Annotated in this window: 17 protein-coding genes; 7 read left to right on the top strand and 10 right to left on the bottom strand. The window is 72.5% G+C overall.

Annotated features, from left to right (window positions below):
• Positions 1–41: 41 nt before the first annotated feature.
• Complete coding sequence (locus tag ACTWJ8_RS40655; RefSeq protein WP_443265485.1) at positions 42–302, top strand: hypothetical protein; 261 nt, start codon at positions 42–44, stop codon at positions 300–302.
• A 164-nt stretch (positions 303–466) separates the two neighbouring features.
• Here ACTWJ8_RS40655 and ACTWJ8_RS40650 read toward each other — a convergent pair whose 3' ends face one another.
• The gene (locus ACTWJ8_RS40650) at positions 467–610 is read right to left on the bottom strand and encodes a hypothetical protein (RefSeq protein ID WP_443265483.1); all 144 of its coding nucleotides are present in this window, start codon (positions 608–610) and stop codon (positions 467–469) included.
• 438 nt (positions 611–1,048) lie between these two features.
• Between ACTWJ8_RS40650 and ACTWJ8_RS40645 the strand changes: the two genes are divergently transcribed.
• On the top strand, positions 1,049–1,333 hold the full coding sequence (locus ACTWJ8_RS40645) for a hypothetical protein (protein WP_443265481.1): 285 nt from the start codon (positions 1,049–1,051) through the stop codon (positions 1,331–1,333).
• 306 nt (positions 1,334–1,639) lie between these two features.
• Positions 1,640–3,535: a hypothetical protein gene (locus ACTWJ8_RS40640; RefSeq protein WP_443265480.1), complete on the top strand. Its 1,896-nt coding sequence runs from the start codon at positions 1,640–1,642 to the stop codon at positions 3,533–3,535.
• A 138-nt stretch (positions 3,536–3,673) separates the two neighbouring features.
• Here the strand turns inward: ACTWJ8_RS40640 and ACTWJ8_RS40635 are convergent, their stop codons facing one another.
• Both ACTWJ8_RS40635 and ACTWJ8_RS40630 read right to left on the bottom strand, forming a co-directional pair.
• A complete protein-coding gene (locus ACTWJ8_RS40635; RefSeq protein ID WP_443265478.1) occupies positions 3,674–3,979 on the bottom strand; it encodes a hypothetical protein in 306 nt (101 codons plus the stop codon).
• A gap of 142 nt (positions 3,980–4,121) precedes the next feature.
• A complete protein-coding gene (locus tag ACTWJ8_RS40630; protein WP_443265476.1) occupies positions 4,122–4,685 on the bottom strand; it encodes a Uma2 family endonuclease in 564 nt (187 codons plus the stop codon).
• 393 nt (positions 4,686–5,078) lie between these two features.
• Here ACTWJ8_RS40630 and ACTWJ8_RS40625 point away from each other — a divergent pair, with 393 nt between their 5' ends.
• Positions 5,079–5,882, top strand: coding sequence for a hypothetical protein (locus ACTWJ8_RS40625; RefSeq protein WP_443265474.1), 804 nt, complete (start codon positions 5,079–5,081; stop codon positions 5,880–5,882).
• Positions 5,883–6,034: 152 nt separating this feature from the next.
• Positions 6,035–6,682: a histidine phosphatase family protein gene (locus ACTWJ8_RS40620; RefSeq protein ID WP_443265473.1), complete on the top strand. Its 648-nt coding sequence runs from the start codon at positions 6,035–6,037 to the stop codon at positions 6,680–6,682.
• A gap of 110 nt (positions 6,683–6,792) precedes the next feature.
• On the opposite strand, the gene ACTWJ8_RS40615 is transcribed toward ACTWJ8_RS40620, so the two are convergent.
• Genes ACTWJ8_RS40615 through ACTWJ8_RS40605 form a run of 3 tightly spaced genes read right to left on the bottom strand, consistent with a single transcriptional unit; the run spans position 6,793 to position 9,185 of the window.
• Entirely contained in the window at positions 6,793–7,368 is a 576-nt protein-coding gene (locus ACTWJ8_RS40615) for a transcriptional regulator (RefSeq protein ID WP_443265471.1), read from the bottom strand.
• A complete protein-coding gene (locus ACTWJ8_RS40610; protein ID WP_443265470.1) occupies positions 7,369–8,928 on the bottom strand; it encodes a helix-turn-helix domain-containing protein in 1,560 nt (519 codons plus the stop codon).
• Positions 8,925–9,185: a hypothetical protein gene (locus ACTWJ8_RS40605; protein ID WP_443265468.1), complete on the bottom strand. Its 261-nt coding sequence runs from the start codon at positions 9,183–9,185 to the stop codon at positions 8,925–8,927. Before ACTWJ8_RS40605 ends, ACTWJ8_RS40610 begins: the two co-directional genes overlap by 4 nt.
• A 160-nt stretch (positions 9,186–9,345) precedes the next feature.
• On the opposite strand from ACTWJ8_RS40605, the gene ACTWJ8_RS40600 reads away from it, so the two are divergent.
• The gene (locus ACTWJ8_RS40600) at positions 9,346–9,636 is read left to right on the top strand and encodes a hypothetical protein (RefSeq protein WP_443265467.1); all 291 of its coding nucleotides are present in this window, start codon (positions 9,346–9,348) and stop codon (positions 9,634–9,636) included.
• A gap of 45 nt (positions 9,637–9,681) precedes the next feature.
• On the opposite strand, the gene ACTWJ8_RS40595 is transcribed toward ACTWJ8_RS40600, so the two are convergent.
• Genes ACTWJ8_RS40595 through ACTWJ8_RS40580 form a run of 4 tightly spaced genes read right to left on the bottom strand, consistent with a single transcriptional unit; the run spans position 9,682 to position 12,723 of the window.
• Entirely contained in the window at positions 9,682–10,500 is an 819-nt protein-coding gene (locus tag ACTWJ8_RS40595; RefSeq protein ID WP_443265466.1) for a hypothetical protein, read from the bottom strand.
• Complete coding sequence (locus ACTWJ8_RS40590; RefSeq protein ID WP_443265465.1) at positions 10,478–11,377, bottom strand: aldo/keto reductase; 900 nt, start codon at positions 11,375–11,377, stop codon at positions 10,478–10,480. Before ACTWJ8_RS40590 ends, ACTWJ8_RS40595 begins: the two co-directional genes overlap by 23 nt.
• Complete coding sequence (locus ACTWJ8_RS40585) at positions 11,374–12,576, bottom strand: cupin domain-containing protein (RefSeq protein WP_443265463.1); 1,203 nt, start codon at positions 12,574–12,576, stop codon at positions 11,374–11,376. The genes ACTWJ8_RS40590 and ACTWJ8_RS40585 overlap by 4 nt, the downstream gene beginning before the upstream one ends.
• 21 nt (positions 12,577–12,597) lie before the next feature.
• Complete coding sequence (locus tag ACTWJ8_RS40580) at positions 12,598–12,723, bottom strand: hypothetical protein (protein WP_443265462.1); 126 nt, start codon at positions 12,721–12,723, stop codon at positions 12,598–12,600.
• A gap of 200 nt (positions 12,724–12,923) precedes the next feature.
• Here ACTWJ8_RS40580 and ACTWJ8_RS40575 point away from each other — a divergent pair, with 200 nt between their 5' ends.
• Complete coding sequence (locus tag ACTWJ8_RS40575) at positions 12,924–14,339, top strand: Twin-arginine translocation pathway signal (RefSeq protein WP_443265460.1); 1,416 nt, start codon at positions 12,924–12,926, stop codon at positions 14,337–14,339.
• The last annotated feature ends 216 nt before the right edge of the window (positions 14,340–14,555 follow it).

Raw genomic sequence — 14,555 nt, 5'->3', positions numbered from 1 at the left:
GTAGGTTTGATCAGGCCCTGGGGTGCTGACGCCGGGGAGCCGTGCGCAACGAGGGGGAGCCGATGAACGTGTCAGGGGATGCAGCGCAGCGGGCTGCCATGTACGAGCGCGAGGCCGTCGTCTGGATACGGAAGGCACAGGCGGGAGAGGCGGGCGCGGTAGAGATGGCGCAAGCTTGCGCCTCGCTGGCGGCCGCCGCGCGCCTCGAGCACGCGCAACGGAGGATGCGTGTGCTCGGCGACCAGATGGCGGACCTGGAAAAGGCGTTGGGCCAGCTCCGCCGCAAGCTGCCCGACCGGTGAGGCCCCGCCTGCAGCCGGACTTCCTGGAGCGTGGCGCGCCGCAGATTTCGACGGGCGCCTGCGGGCCGGGCACGCGGTCCCTTCGGCATCCGAAGGAGCGGCAGACGGCGCGGCCTTCCGAGTCCGCGACGGCTTGCGACTGGCTGGCGCCCGTCGAACGTCTGCTACCCGCTGTACTGGCGGCGTCCGCTCCGACGCCGCTGCGGCACGGGCGCCGGCTCGTGCCACTCCGTCGGCAGGTCCTCGACGGCTTGGTCGTAGACCGGGGGCACGAACAGGTTCCGCCACTGCGGCCGCGGGGCCGGCATCCGTCGCCGTGTGGGATCAGCGGGTCGATGCAGTCGCGACTCGGACATCCAGCTTCCAACTCCTCGAGGGCTCATCACTACGGCAGGGCTCTCTCTGCCCCGCTATGGATATCCGGCGGGGCAGGCCGCCGAACCTGCCGTTGGGTGGAGAGCTACGCTGATCCCTGCGGTGCGGGCGGCGAGACGCAACTCATGCCCGCACCGCACCACCTGCGACCGGCAGGCCGGTGCAGCACGGCGAACGCCAGCGCGATCGGCGCGACCGCGCTCCGGGTCCACGAGCACATGAGGGCCGCGCAGTGCCCCCCCCCGCAGGGCCGCAGAGCCAGCGGCCTACAGATCACCTTCAGCCGGACCGAGGGCGATGTCTCATCTCACCGCAGTGCGACAGGATTGTGGCGCCGTACGAGGAGCCCCCACCAGCGAAGGAGACATGCTGTGACTGCTCAGCCTGGGCGCACGGCGCCCCGCCGCACCGCTGCCATCCCACGCACCATCACCGCGATCGGCGACGCGCTGCGCGGCGAGGACCGCTCACGCTTCTACGAGCAGGCCCTGAACACCGAACAGGACGACGTTCCGGCCGTCATGGGCAGATGGTGGAAGCAGGCGATGCTCGACCGCGCACCCGGTGCCGAAGTGAGCCGCGCCAACGTGGCCGCCGGGCGCCGCCTGACGCGTCTCGAAGACATCGCCAGGCAGGTGGAGCGCAACGAGAGGTAGTGCCGACAACGGGGCAGCGACCACGTGTGATGCACCTCGGCAGGGTGCCGATCCGCAGACCCGGAGCGCTTCTCCGTTCACTCGCCACGGTGAGCCGTCCGGGCCGGACGTGCCGGGGGCGCACCCCGTGGGGTAACGTGCTTGGCGCCTGGCCTCGTGCGCGGCCAGTTCTGGATGCCTCTACCCGACCGCGGGCATCGACAGAGAACCTACGTGCTCAGTGAATCCGTGATCGTCGTTCGCCTGTTGGGGTCTATCTCACGCGCACGCGCTCTCATCGCCCAGGTCGGGGGGCAGGAGAACGCCGTGTTCAACCGTGACCAGATTGCCGACGCCCGCGCCCAGATCACCGGGGAATCCCTCCTCGGGGTGCGCCAGCGCCTCGCCGAACGTGACCGCTTCGCCGAACTGCTCCCGGAGGCCTCCCGCGAGCAGGCGGAGCTCGAGGCCGTCCTGCTGGACGCGTTGGGGCAACTCCCTGATGCGTCACGTCCTCTGGGGATCCGCGAAGCCATCCCCGGCGCGGACAGCTTGGAACTGCGCCTGGAGTCGATGGACGCCGTGCGGGCCCTGCTGCGGCTCCTGCCCTGGCGCAACGGAAAGCAGCCCTGGCAGGGGGTGAGGCAGCTGACCGGCGTCCCGGACGGGCGCTCCCTGCGCTTCCAGCTGCGCACCCGCCGCGAGCGGCGGTACCCCAATGAGCAGCCAGGGGACCCCCACGTGCGGGTCTGGGGGCCGCACGGGGCCGACATTGCGGCGCTGCTGGCCGCGCACGCCGAGCACGTCACCGCGGAGGGGGGAACCCCGTTCTGGGATCCGGAGGTCTCCGAGCCCGCCCTGACGCGGCGCGAGCCCCTCGACCGCGATGTGCTGCGCCAGCTCGCCCCCGGCACCGGCTTGGCCAGCCTCCTGTTGCGCCGGCCCCGGCTGTGGGACAGCCTGCTCGGCTACACCGGCGTGCAGGTGAAACGCGAACAGACCGACTACGGGCTCGACTGGACCGTGGAGCGCCCCGTCACCACGGACCCGCACGACCAACGGCTCCTGGCCGCCTGGAGCGACGAGGTCGCCGGCGCAGGAGTGGGGCTCCTCGACCACTTCTGCGATCAGGACCACTGCCGCATCCAGATGTCCAATCCCCGCCAGTCCGGGCAGCCCGGAGCAACCCTCACCATCCACAGCCGCCGCCTGCAGGCCCCGGCCGGACACACGCCGCACGCCGCACGTCCGCTGGGCATGCTCGGCGAGGACTTCGGGCACAGCCGACCGGCACGCACGTCGCACACGCGAGCGCAGGCGGGCCGGGACGGAATGGTGATCGCCCTCGTCCCACCCTCCGACCGCTCCTCCTTCACCGACGATCTGTCCTGGACGGCCGAGCAGATCGGCGCCGTGTGGGCGGCGCAGGGACTGAAGGTTGCCCTCGTCGTCATCAGCCGCGACCACGGGGTGGACGTGGACTTCGCGCTCATGCGACGGCGCCGCCAGGGCGAGTGGCCCACAGAGACCGTCCCGCGGTCGCCGGCGCGCTGGACCCGACGCCGGCTGGCTCCCGCCCCCGGCGGCCTGTGGCATCTGCACGTCGACTCCGACGCCGCGCTCGAGGACGTGCTCGCCGCGGCGCGCCGGGACTTCGACCGGGTTCTGATCACCGAGCGCGCTGACTGGATGCTGCGGCTCAGCCAGATCAGCCACCACATCGACCGGCAGGTCGTCGCGCTGGCTGCCGGGGAGTTCGTCCGCAGTATTCCTCTCCCCGCCGCCGCGCACGATCCCGAGCACCCGCTGACCATGCCCCTCACCCCGAGGGAATCCGCGTTGCAGTGGCGCCAGGAGCACCTGGGCGCCTGGGATGCAGGCCGCGCCCTGGCGGGGCTGCTGCTGCTCCACTCCCCCCGGCAGTCGTGTGCGGAGCGGGTCGTCGACGACTTCACCGAGGCCGTCGAGGAACATCTCGCGCTCATGGGGACGCCGGTCCTCGCGCACTTCACCACGTGCAGTCAGTACACCCTCGGCCCCCGGCACTGGGCCTTTCCGCCGACCGTCCTGGACCCCGATCGCGCCGACGCGGAGGCGGGCGTGCCCAGGCATGCCGACATGGAGAAGGGCGCCACGGACTTCGCCAAGGCCCTGAAGGGCATGCCTTCCGGCGGGGTTGCTCGCTCGCCCCATGTGCAGCGGACGGCCGCTTCGGGGGCGTAATGCCCTGAAGCGATCACGCTCTCTGGCGCCCGTCCGGCTGCGGACACAGATGGGCGGGCGCCAGGTCCTGCCCGCACGCGCGACAGACGCACCGTCGCGGACCGCACTGCGGACCGGTCACAGCGATGGACGTGCTTGTCAGGGATTGCGCTTTTCCACCATGACGTTGGTGGCGTGATCGTCGGCGTAACAGTTGGCCACGCTGACATCCAGCCCCGGTGCGGCCCAACGGCCGTAGACCGCGTAGGTGTTCCCCCAGGACGGCTTGCATGTCACCTTCACGCGGAAGGCGCCGGTTCCGGTCGTGCAGTACGCCTGGCCGCCATACAGATAGATCTGGGTCGAGCAGCCCTGCGGATATGCCTGGGCGCCCCCGGCGCCCGCCAGAAGAAGCGCGCCCGTCGCCGTGGCCGATACCGCGACGCAGGCCAGCAACCTACGCATCGTCATCCCCTCCCTTGGAGACGGTGCCCCGCCGTACCTCCGGTCCCGGCGAGTCCACCGCTCAACCACCCTTCCGTAAGGGTGGCGAGAGCTGACGCCCGAAACCGGACAGACTCGGCTGGCAGAGGATGGCGGTGGGGTTTCAGGGGGAGGCCGGCCTGACGATGCCGGCAGGGTCGAGGTGTAGCTGGAACGGGGCCTCGACGCGGCCGGTGCGTCCGGCCGGGAGGTCGGCGGTCGTGGCGTAGGCCCCGTCTTGCAGGGTGCCAGTCCACAGGTGGGGTGCGGGGGCGATGTTGAGGCGCCAGTGGTGGGGGATGCCTGCAGTGGCGTAGAGCGCGGGGCGGGTGATCCGGTCGGTCACTTCGGTGTCTGCGGTCGTGACCTCGACGGCCAGGACGACGTCGGCGGCGTCGAGGAAGGCGTTGTCCCCGTGGGCGGCCTCCACGTGCACGACGGTGATGTCGGGGGTCACCAGGGCGCGTCCGGCGAGGTTGATGTTCACGGAGGTGAGTACCTCAACGTCGTCCTCGGCCGCGGCATCAAGGAGGCTGGCCAGGCGCCTGACGGCGCGTTGGTGCGGCACGCCGGGACGAGGGGTGAGCAGGAGGGCGCCGCCGATCATCTCGACGCGGTGCGAGGTGTCCTCGCCGAGGGCCAGGACCTCCTCGAGCGTCCACGGTCCGGCCCGGTCGGGGAGGTGCATGGGCGCTCCTGCACGTTGCGCGGAGGTCCAGCCTCCGCCTGGTCGGTCACTACATGCCGGACCGTAGCGCGCGGGCGGGAGGTCGAGCGGGAGCTGTCCGCGGATGGGCCGTGTGGCGGGTGCGGCGTGTCGCCGCACTTCACGGTTCGGTGTGGCGTAGCGTCTGCGGTGTACGGGCTGGGACAGTCCGCAGGCTGGCGAGCCGCCCGGGCGGCATTGCAGGTAAGTCTCTGAGGGTGTGATGCCCGTGTCCCGCGCGTTTTGTGCTGCGCATTCTCGTCCACGCCCCTGTGTCCAGCGGCCGTGCGAGTCCCGGGCAATCGGCCGTGGAAACGGGACTTTGTGTCACCGCACACTCAAGATCGCGCCCGGCGCACCGCCCTTCTGAGGCAGATGAACGCCGAGTTCCGCTCCGTCCTGCGGGACAGCTGCGGGCGGATCTCGATCGACAACGCCGCCAGCAGCGGCCAGCACGCCTTCCAGGCGGTGCTCGCCACGTTCCTGCTGAGCACGGATCAGCACCCCCACCCGCTGCAGGCCCCGATCGGGGCGTCGATGTCGAGCACCAGCGCCTACGTCAACACGGTGCATTCCCGCCCGGACCGGCTCGATGTCCACACCAACACGGCCTGCCGTGTGGCGTCGCGGTTTCTGCCCCTGCTCACCGACACGCACGGCCCGCACGGCATCCCGGGCCTGCGGCTGGACGGGATCGGCAGACGGCGTCTGCGGTTCGTGCACCTGCCCACCGGCGGGCGCCTCGACCTCATCGACTCGTGCCACTCCCCCACGGACCGGCGTCGCGACTTCGCGGAACGATTCCGGCTCACCACGCAGTGGCAGCAGGAGCGCGGCTTCACCCGCCTGTGGGGGCTTGCCGAACTGCACCCCAGCGAGACCCTGTTGGAACGGCACTGGCAGCCCAAGCCGTGCATGCTCCTGCGCAGTGCCCTGATGACCAGGGCCGCGCTGCTGTGGAACGAGCTGGACATCCGTCCGTCCTGGACCGAGGAGGCCCTGCGCCACCTGCCCGAGCTGGCCTGGGACAGTTCGCGTGACAGGCCCGGTGCTCACGAGGTCGGGACCGCCCTGACCGAGACTCCCGCCCGGATCCCTGGCGCCCGCTACGAGCCGGTCAGCGACCGCTCCGGTCTGCTGTCCCTCTCGGGTGCAGCCATCTGGCTGCACGCCCGATAGCCCCTCCCGGAGTTCAGGGAGCTGCTAGCGAGGCGCCCAGACCAACGATCAGACAGACCAAGGCCCTGCACGCGCATGACGGTTCGGGCCCCTGGCCCGCAGGCCAGGAAGGCCCTCTGCCCGAATCCGTGAGCAGGGCCGAGCATGTCCCCATGCGTCTGATCCTGATACGGCACGCCCAGACCACCGCCAACGTCGCCTACACCATGAACACCGTGATCCCCGGCCCCGAGCTGACCGCGCTCGGACAGCGCCAGGCCGAAGCCCTTCCCGCTGCCCTCGCCGACGAGAAGCTCGACGCGATCTATGCCTCGACCCACCGGCGCACCGAGCTCACCGCGGCCCCGCTGGCCGCCGAGCGCGGCCTGGCCGTGAACGTCCGCGGCGGGATCCGGGAAGTCTCGGCCGGGCATTGGGAGGGTGCCAGCGACCGCGCTTCCCACACGGCCTTCCTGAACCTGGTCTTCGGCTGGCCCTCCGACCCGACCACCCGCGTGCCCGGTGGCGAGAGCGGCCAGGAGGTGCTCCAGCGTTTCGACGACGTCGTCGACGAGGCGGTACGCAGCGGAGCGGACACGGTCGCCATGGTCAGCCACGGCATCTCGATCCGTATCTGGCTGGCCTGCCGCGCCGCCAACCTCACTGCGCGGGACATGGCGGAGCGCGAACTCGACAACACCGGCATGGCCATCGCCGAACTCGACGACGGCCCGTGGCGGGTCATCTCGTGGGCCGGGCTGCCCATCGGCCCGGCCGGCGACGAGCCCCACGACAGCGGGCCCGCGGGGCGGCCGCTGTAGCGCCAACGCTCCGATACGGGAAGAGCTCCGCCGCGACGGGGGATGCACGGCGGAGCTCTTTGCCTATTCTGACACGTACTTACCCGCTGGTAAGGCGAGGTGTGGCGGTCCTACGCCGCGAAGCCGATGTTCATGACGTACTCGTAGGCGCCGTACTCGGAGCCGAGGTCGGCCGTGATGGTCTCGAACCACTCCGCGTCCATGGCCTCGTCGTCCCCGGCGGCCCAGGCGTCGACCATGCGGTCCCAGTTGCGCACGTTCAGCGTCCGGAAGCCGACGTCGCGGTGGCGGGGCCGCTCGACCTGGGACTGGTTGAGGGGATGGAACTCCACGCGGGTGCCGCGGCCCTGCTTGTTGAGGCGCTGCAACAGGTGGCGGGCGACGTTGTTGCGGCGCACCTGCCGGTAGGCGGCGTCGAGCTGGGCGAGGCTCTTCTTCGAGGGGGTGGCCTTGCCGTCGGCCCAGCGCTTGAGGGTGCGGTCGGAGACGGTGAGGCCCGCCTGGCGGGCGGCGGCCTTCGCGTGCTCGGTGCGGGTCAGGTAGTTGAGGCGGGCCATCATGCCGCGGCGCTGGGTGACCGGGGTGGCGATGAAGCCGGCGAGCTGGTCGAGCTGGCGGGCGGCAGCCTCGTAGCCCTTGAGGCCCTGGGCGCCGAACACGCCGAACTGCAGATTCCTTCCGGGCACTTACTCCTCCTCCCCCGCCTGCGCGGTGCCTGCCGTGTAGATGTCCTTCGTCTTGACCTCGGTCACGCCGCGTCCCTCGGGGAAGACGCTGCGCCAGTCGCCGATGACGTGGAGCTCGTCGGTGCCCATGGCGCGGACCACGGTGAGGCCTTCCTCGTGGGCCTTGAGGGCCTTCATCCAGAGGTTGGCGAAGGCCTGCGAGCGGATGAGGTGCATCCAGTCCGGACGGTACAGCTCGCGGTTGTAGTTGGACTCGCCCATCGTCGAGACGAACTTGGAGTACATGGCCTTCACGTACTCCAGGGTCACCTCGTCGTCCTCGGCGAGCGCGGTCTCCCGGGCGTCCTTGAGGGCGGTGCGGAACTTCTCGAGGAGGTTCTCCGTGGCGCCGGAGGTGTACGACTCGTGGATCTCGGGCGGCTCGCACAGCGCGTACTTGGGTCCGGACAGGCGCTGCAGGAGCCGCAGGGTGGGTTCGGTGACCCACAGCGGGCCCGGCTCGTCGCGCTGGCCGATCGGGTTCGGCAGGACATCGCCGTGGTCCCAGTGCGGCGGGGTGATCAGGTGGACCCCGGCGCGGCGCCGGTCGTGGTCGAAGCCGGTGGAGTGCTCCAGCTGTCCGATCGGCAGGTGGGTCTTGAGCGCGGACAGGTAGGCCGCGTTCATGTCGAGGGCGGTCACCTCGTGTACGCCGGGCGGCAGTTCGGCCCGGGTCCACTTGGGGCGGGCCTCCCAGATCTGGTCGGCGCCCTGCTTGGACGACTTCTTGAGGATGTCGGGCAGCCACGGGTGCGCGATCACGTCGTAGCGGCCGCCCTTGCGGGTCTCGTCCAGCAGCGCCATCGCGTCCGGGATCGCCTTCTTCACCAGCGCGGCCGTCGCCGCCTCCACGTCGCCGGCGTGCGCGGCGAGCGCGGCTTCCACGGAGCGGGCGATGAAGTCGACGGGCTCGGACTTCGGCTGGAAGGCGCGCCCCCGCGGCGGCTTCCCCGTCTTCTGCGCGCGGGCTGCGCCGCGCGGAGCGGGCGCCGACGTGCGGGAGTTCGCGTCGGGCTTGGGCGCCTGCTGCTCGGGCTGCGGCTCGGCGGGGTCGGTCGGTGCGGCGGGGGTGGTGCGGCAGTCGGCCGGGTCGAGGTGCTGGGGGAAACCGGCGACCCGTTGCCCTGCTGGTGCTCCGCACAGCACGCACGGCTCGGGGGCGGTCAGGGTCTCGACGTCGTCGCCGTCCTCGCTCGCGGCCGCCTGTGCGCCCGCGGGCTCCGGGTCTGCTTCCGGCTCGGGGTCCGGCTCCGGCGCGGCCGGGGACTGTTCGGGGGCGAGCTTCGCGGCCAGGCCGTCGAGGAAGTACGCGTACTTGGCGCGGATCTCCCCCGCCGGGTCGCGCCCGGCTTCCCACGCGGCGAGCGTGGAGGGGTTCACGCCGAGGGCCCGTGCCACCTGGGCCTTGGAGAGGCGGGCCGACTCGCGCAGCTCGCGCCGCCGGTCGGGCTCGGGCAGGTCGGCCTCGGGGGCGACGGAGGCGAGCAGCGAGTCGATGGCGTCGAAGTCGTGGCCGCTCATGACCGGCGGCCCGCCGTCTTACCGTTGCGCTTGGCGCGGCGCCGGTCGGCGAGTTCCGGGGTGACGATCTCCTTGACGCGCTGCTCGCCCCAGCCGGTGATGTGTGCGGCGCGGCCGATGCGTCCGTAGACGGGGCGTCCGGTCACCGGGTCGCGCGCCAGGTAGGTGCGCAGGGCGTCGGCTACGCGTTCTTCCGCCGCGTGCAGTTCTGCGACTGCTGCGGCGAGTTCGCGCTCTTCGTCGTCCAGTTCGGGCATGCAAGCATTATCTCACATTGAGCGACCGTCTCTAATTGTTCGAACGTCGTCACTTGTTGACCGGAGTCGCCAGTACGGGTGAGTCGCCTGCCCTAGGGTCGGCAGCGGGCTCGGTGCGGGGCGTCCGGCCGAGCGGTCGCGGTCACGTGGGGAGCGAACGATGTCCGGCAGGCAGACGGTTCTGCGCGACGTGCGCGAGGTGCTGGAGCGCGCGGGGCTGCGCCAGGTCTGGGATGTGGAGACGTGGCTGTGCGGCGATGAAGTCGTACTCAAGGTTGCCGTGGCGCCGGAGGAGCGCCCTGGAGCCGCTGCCATCCCGGGCCGGGTGCTGCGGGCGCTTCGCACCGGCGGGATGTCCCTCGCGGCTGCCAGCGCAGAGGTCAGTGCGGCCCCTGAGGGGATGCCTGCCACGGAGGCGCTCGGGCAGGGGCAGGCTGTGCGCGTCTGCTGAGCGCCTGCGCCATCAGGGCCGCCCCCGCGGCCGGGCAGCGGAGTGCTACGTCAACTCGTCGACCAGGGCCCGCAGGTGGGGCTCCAGGTCGAGGAGGTCGCCGCGCGAGACCATCTGCAGCAGCTGCGCGCAGACCACCAGCAGCGCCGCCCGGCCGCTCTCGCCCTGAAGGTGGCTGGCCAGCTCGCGGCGGATCCGCTGGGCCGTGTCGGGGACGAGGAGCGCCATTACGTACAGGTTGGCGGCGTCGAAGCCGCGCGGCGCCATTCCCCAGCCCTCCCAGTCGAGGATGAGGCCGCTCGCGGTGAGGTTGGCCGCGTGGAAGTCGCCGTGCGCGCAGGCCCATTCGATGCGGGGCGCGGGCAGTCCGGTGAACTGGGGCACGGCCCGGTCGATCCACTGCTGGCGGACCGCGACGCGGTCGGTCTCGGTGCCCGCGATCGTGTCGAGCGCCGTGCGCATGCCGGAGTACCAGGCGTCGGTGACGTCGAGGTCCTGGTGCAGGACCGGGTCCGGGGCGAGGACCGGTTCGCTGACGTACTCGGACAGTTCGCAGCGGTAGGCGAAGTCGTCCTTGACGATGTCGTGGACGGCGTGCAGGGCCGGTTTGGGCACGGTGGGGAACGCGTGCGCGGCCTGCTCGGGGCCCTCCCACAGCTTGCCGCCCGCCTTGTCCTCGGGGACGGACAGCATGCGCAGCCAGCAGGCTCCGTGGTCGGGGTGCTGCGCGGCCCTCGACAGGGTGCGGCCGTGCCAGCCCCACACCAGCGGCCCGGAGGTGGTGACGCCGAGCGCGGCGGCCGCGCTGTCGTGCGTGGCCGTCATCCGCCGGGTGTCGGCGTCAGAGGGGGGAGGCGAGTACATCGAGGACCTCCTGCAGTACGGGGGCGGGGACCGGCTCGCTCACGGCGGCGAGGGCGTCGGACCAGTGTGCCGGATTCGCCGTCGACATGAGGACGTTGTCCACTCCCGGGCACGAAGCGGCCGCGGCCAGGCAGGCGGAGGCGATGGTGGCTCCGGGCCTGAGACGTGCGGCGATGTCCTCGAGGGGCATCGTGGTCAGTTCGCCGCCGTGCAGCGGGGCGGAGGCCTGCACCCGCCACCCCCGCGCGGCGGCTTCGGGGATCGGGCCGCGGCCGCGCAGGGCCTGGCCGAGGTAGTGGTCCATGACCAGGCTGACCGGCAGCTGCACCGCACGCAGATGGTGCTCGCGGGTGCCGGCGGCCTCGGCGGCGAGGTGGTCCAGGCGCTCGATGCTGAACGCGCCGTCGGCGAAGCCGTCCCAGGCGGCCACCCCGTAGCAGGCCAGATGCCCGGCGTGGACGGCCTCCTCCAGTACGGCGAACGACTCGCGCAGCACAGCGTGCAGCTCGGCCAGCCCCTGGTGCTGCTCGGGATTGTGCAGGAACAGGGCGTCCAGCCGCTCGCGCCCGAGCTCGGCCCGGTTGCGCTCGAGCTGCCAGGCGACGTACGGGGCGGCGATGCAGTGCCGCACGTGCGGGGAGGGGACGACACCGGCCGCGTGGGCGGCGCGCGCGGTCGCGGTGGTCAGGAACCCCGCCTTCGTGCCGACCCGCAGGCGCGGTAGGTCGGCGAGCAGCGGCGCCAACGTCCGCTGGCCGCAGCGGTAGTTGGGGGCCGTGTCCACCCACGCGGCCGGCGAGGCCGCGGCCCGCCGCGCCGCGTGGGGCAGCGCGGCGGGCGGCAGCCGGTAGCAGCCGAGCGCGAGCGTGGCGGTCACCGCGGCGTCCCGTCGACGGCGGCGAGTTGCGCCGTGACGAGCTCGGTGACGAGCGCGGCCGCGTCCGGGACGCTCACCCCGCAGGTGGCGGCGAGGTCCCCGAGGCGGTGCCATCCCGGCTCCAGCAGGGCTTCGAGGAGCGGGCGGGCGGCGGGCGCGGCGTCGACTTCCTGCCCGGCGCCGCGCAGCCGCACCAGCGCCTCGCCGTCTACGGTCACGGCCGTCAGGCGGCCGCGGCCGGTGGTCAGCCGTACCCGCAGGGCCGGGTCGGCGGGCACCTCGCGCAGGTGCGGCAGGGAGGGGCGCATGCGGCCGAGGTCGGCGGCGTCCTGGGCGGCCGCGTACCGGTCGATCAGCGACGGGTCGGCCATCGCGGCCGCCACTTCCTTGGCGAGCACGGCCAGGGCCTGCGCCTGGGTGTCGGGATCGGCGTGCACCGGCAGGTCGAGGCGGAACGCGTCGGTGGCCAGGAGCTGTTCGGCGAGCCACGTCAGCAGCCGGGCCCCGGTGTGCGGCGGGGTGATGCCGCACGTCAGGTGCAGGGAGTGGGTGCCCTGGTCGGCGGTGACGGCGTGCCACCAGCCGCGCGGCAGGTACAGGAGGTCGCCGGGCTGCATCACGAGCTCGGCGAGCGGTTCGGTGGGCGGGGGCTCCGGCTCGGCGACGTCGCGGTGCAGCGGCACCCGCCGGGTCGGTCCGAAGATCCGCCACCGTTTCGCGCCTTCCACCTGTACGACCATCACGTCGTGGTCGTCCCAGTGGGTGCCGAACCCTTCGGTGGCCGTCCAGGCGGCGTAGGCGTTGACCTGCACCGAGTTGCGCAGCCAGCCCTCCAGTTCGGCGGCGAGGTCGCCGACCGGTGCGTGGAGGTGGTCGATCTGGTCCAGGACCAGGGAGGCGCCGTCTGCGAGGTGCTCGTGCAGGTCGGCGGGGTGAACGCGGTGCCACACCGTTGCCCGCCGGGTCGTCACCGGTTCCGCGTAGCGGCCCAGCGGCAGCGTCTCGCCGTCCTTGGCGAGCCGCAGACGCGGCGGCTGCAGGCGGTGGCGGGCCAGGATCTCGTTCAGGTCGTCGAAGGTGATCAGGGCGCGCAGCTCACGCGGGGAGAAGGCGCCGGGGACGTGTCGGAAGTCGCGGTGCAGCGTGTGGGCCAGGAACTGGTCCTGGCCCACACGCTCCGCGATACGCGTGCGCGTCATCGCTGTTCGCTCTCCGCCCGGTCAGTCGTTGCCGTCGCTCCGGCCGGTGCCGCCGCCGTCCGAGGGGGTGGCGCCGCGGGAGCGGGCCGCCTGGATCGCGCGGCGGCCGCGCACCAGGCCGGGCGTCTGGGCTGTCTGGTTCGGCATGAGTGCCTCCTTGCTGGACGATGCGACCGGGGAGCTGGCCGCACCACCCACCCTCGCGCTCGGATGACGGCGCGTCATTGCCCGTCGGGCACGGGGGCATTGCGGGTTGCCCGCAATACCGGCGGCCCTCACAGGCGGGTGCAAGCCACTACCGTGGGAGGCCATCCCGAAGGCCTGCACCGTCCCAGTTCGGGGGGATCATGACCGCGACCGTCACCCGCTCCCGCCGTGCCGAGATCAGCCGGATCGCCCGCGACATCCGGATGCGCTGCCAGCGCGAGCAGCGCACCACCGAGCGGACCGTCACCGAGCTGCGCACCGCGCTGCCCGAACTGACCGCCCTGGAAGCCTGGCGGCTGGCCCTGGGCTGGTCGCGCGCCGAGGCGATCAGCCAGGTGGCCATCCACTACCGGGCGGCCGGCCTGCGCCCCCGCGGGCTGTCGGCGTCGATGCTGTGCCGGTGGGAGCACCACCCTGCCCAGTGGCCGGACGCCGAGTACACCGTGATGCTGTCGCGCGCCTACGGCGCCCGCCCGATCCAACTCGGGCTGCAGAGGGATCCCTACGCGGGCGCCTCTCTCCGGTACGGTCAGGACCACACCGCCGCCGATGACGGGCACGGCCCGCACGAATTGGAGCCGATGCGGATGACGACGGACGCGGGCCTTCCAGCGGTGCGCGAGAGCCTCCAGCTGGCTCTCCTCGCCAGCCCCGAGGCCTCTCCCCTGGTCGTGGACCTCGCCGAGGCCGCCGTGGAGCACTACGCCCTCAACTACAGCAAACACCCGCCCCACCTGCTGTTCGAACAGGTCCGCGACGTGCGCAGGCTGCTCACCCCCGCCCTCGACGCGGGAGACGAAACCGACGGGGTGCGCCGCCAGGTCGGCTGGCTGAGCGCCCTGCTCGGCAACCTCGCCCACCACCTCGACGACCCCACCGGCGCCCGGGTGCACCTCGCCACCGCCGCCGCGTACGGGGCCCGCACCGGAGACCGGCGCCTCGAGGCGTGGGCGTGCGGCGCGCAGAGCATGGTCGCCCGTTCCATCGGGCAGCTCTCGGCCGCGCTCGCGCACGCCGAGCACGGTCTCGCCATCGCGCCCGAGGGCCGCGTCCACGCCCAACTCGCCGCGTGGGCCCTGGTGCCCGCCCTGGCCGCCGCCGACCGCGGCGCCGACGCCGACCACGCCCTGAACGCGGCCCGCGACGAGCTCGACCAGGCCGCCCACCCCGAGGCACCGGGCCGGTTCGGCTTCGACGCGGCCGAACTCGCCCTGCACCAGGCCGACGCCTACCTCACGCTCGGCCGCACCGAGCACGCCCGCACCTGCGCCGAGACCTCGCTGACGACCACCACCGACGGCACCCCCGCATGGGCGGCCGCCTCCCTCGTCCTCGCCCAGGCCGAAGCATCGGCCGCGCCGCAGGACGCCGCCCAGCGCGCCCACCACGTCCTCGACACCGTGCCCGCCGCCCGGCTGCGCGCGACCGCCCGCTCCCGGCTGGCCGTCCTCAACGACCGCCTCACCGGCCAGCAGCACGCCAGCGCCGGCGACCTCACCGAGCGACTGCGGGCCCTGCCCCCGCCCATCGACGCCCACGGCCAGGCAACCGCCTAAAAAGCTCAGTGCCCGGCAAAAGCTCAGTGCCCGGCGGAGCTCGTCACGGGCTCACAACCCCCTCCCCGCCGGGCACACCTCCAGTGTCGTCCAGCCCGCTGTGTCTTGTAGTGGCATCGGCATGAGTTCGGGGGCGCTCGCCACCTCGCCGAGGGCGCGTCAGCCGGTGCACTCCCCTTGCTCTCGGAGCACCACGCCCGCGGGATTGTCAGTGGC

The sequence above is a fragment of the Streptomyces sp. SDT5-1 genome (assembly GCF_052245995.1).
Classification (GTDB): Bacteria; Actinomycetota; Actinomycetes; order Streptomycetales; family Streptomycetaceae; genus Streptomyces.
The sequence above is the reverse complement of the archived record's forward strand: the minus strand, read 5'-3'. Positions and strand labels throughout refer to the sequence as shown.

Coding starts and splice junctions, on each gene's coding strand:
- ACTWJ8_RS40650 (WP_443265483.1), bottom strand. CDS start 610: ATGCCGGCCCCGCGGCCGCAGTGGCGGAACCTGTTCGTGCCCCCGGTC.
- ACTWJ8_RS40620 (WP_443265473.1), top strand. CDS start 6,035: ATGCGTCTGATCCTGATACGGCACGCCCAGACCACCGCCAACGTCGCC.
- ACTWJ8_RS40580 (WP_443265462.1), bottom strand. CDS start 12,723: ATGCCGAACCAGACAGCCCAGACGCCCGGCCTGGTGCGCGGCCGCCGC.
- ACTWJ8_RS40610 (WP_443265470.1), bottom strand. CDS start 8,928: ATGAGCGGCCACGACTTCGACGCCATCGACTCGCTGCTCGCCTCCGTC.
- ACTWJ8_RS40635 (WP_443265478.1), bottom strand. CDS start 3,979: ATGCGTAGGTTGCTGGCCTGCGTCGCGGTATCGGCCACGGCGACGGGC.
- ACTWJ8_RS40625 (WP_443265474.1), top strand. CDS start 5,079: ATGAACGCCGAGTTCCGCTCCGTCCTGCGGGACAGCTGCGGGCGGATC.
- ACTWJ8_RS40600 (WP_443265467.1), top strand. CDS start 9,346: ATGTCCGGCAGGCAGACGGTTCTGCGCGACGTGCGCGAGGTGCTGGAG.
- ACTWJ8_RS40630 (WP_443265476.1), bottom strand. CDS start 4,685: ATGCACCTCCCCGACCGGGCCGGACCGTGGACGCTCGAGGAGGTCCTG.
- ACTWJ8_RS40585 (WP_443265463.1), bottom strand. CDS start 12,576: ATGACGCGCACGCGTATCGCGGAGCGTGTGGGCCAGGACCAGTTCCTG.
- ACTWJ8_RS40575 (WP_443265460.1), top strand. CDS start 12,924: ATGACCGCGACCGTCACCCGCTCCCGCCGTGCCGAGATCAGCCGGATC.
- ACTWJ8_RS40595 (WP_443265466.1), bottom strand. CDS start 10,500: ATGTACTCGCCTCCCCCCTCTGACGCCGACACCCGGCGGATGACGGCC.
- ACTWJ8_RS40605 (WP_443265468.1), bottom strand. CDS start 9,185: ATGCCCGAACTGGACGACGAAGAGCGCGAACTCGCCGCAGCAGTCGCA.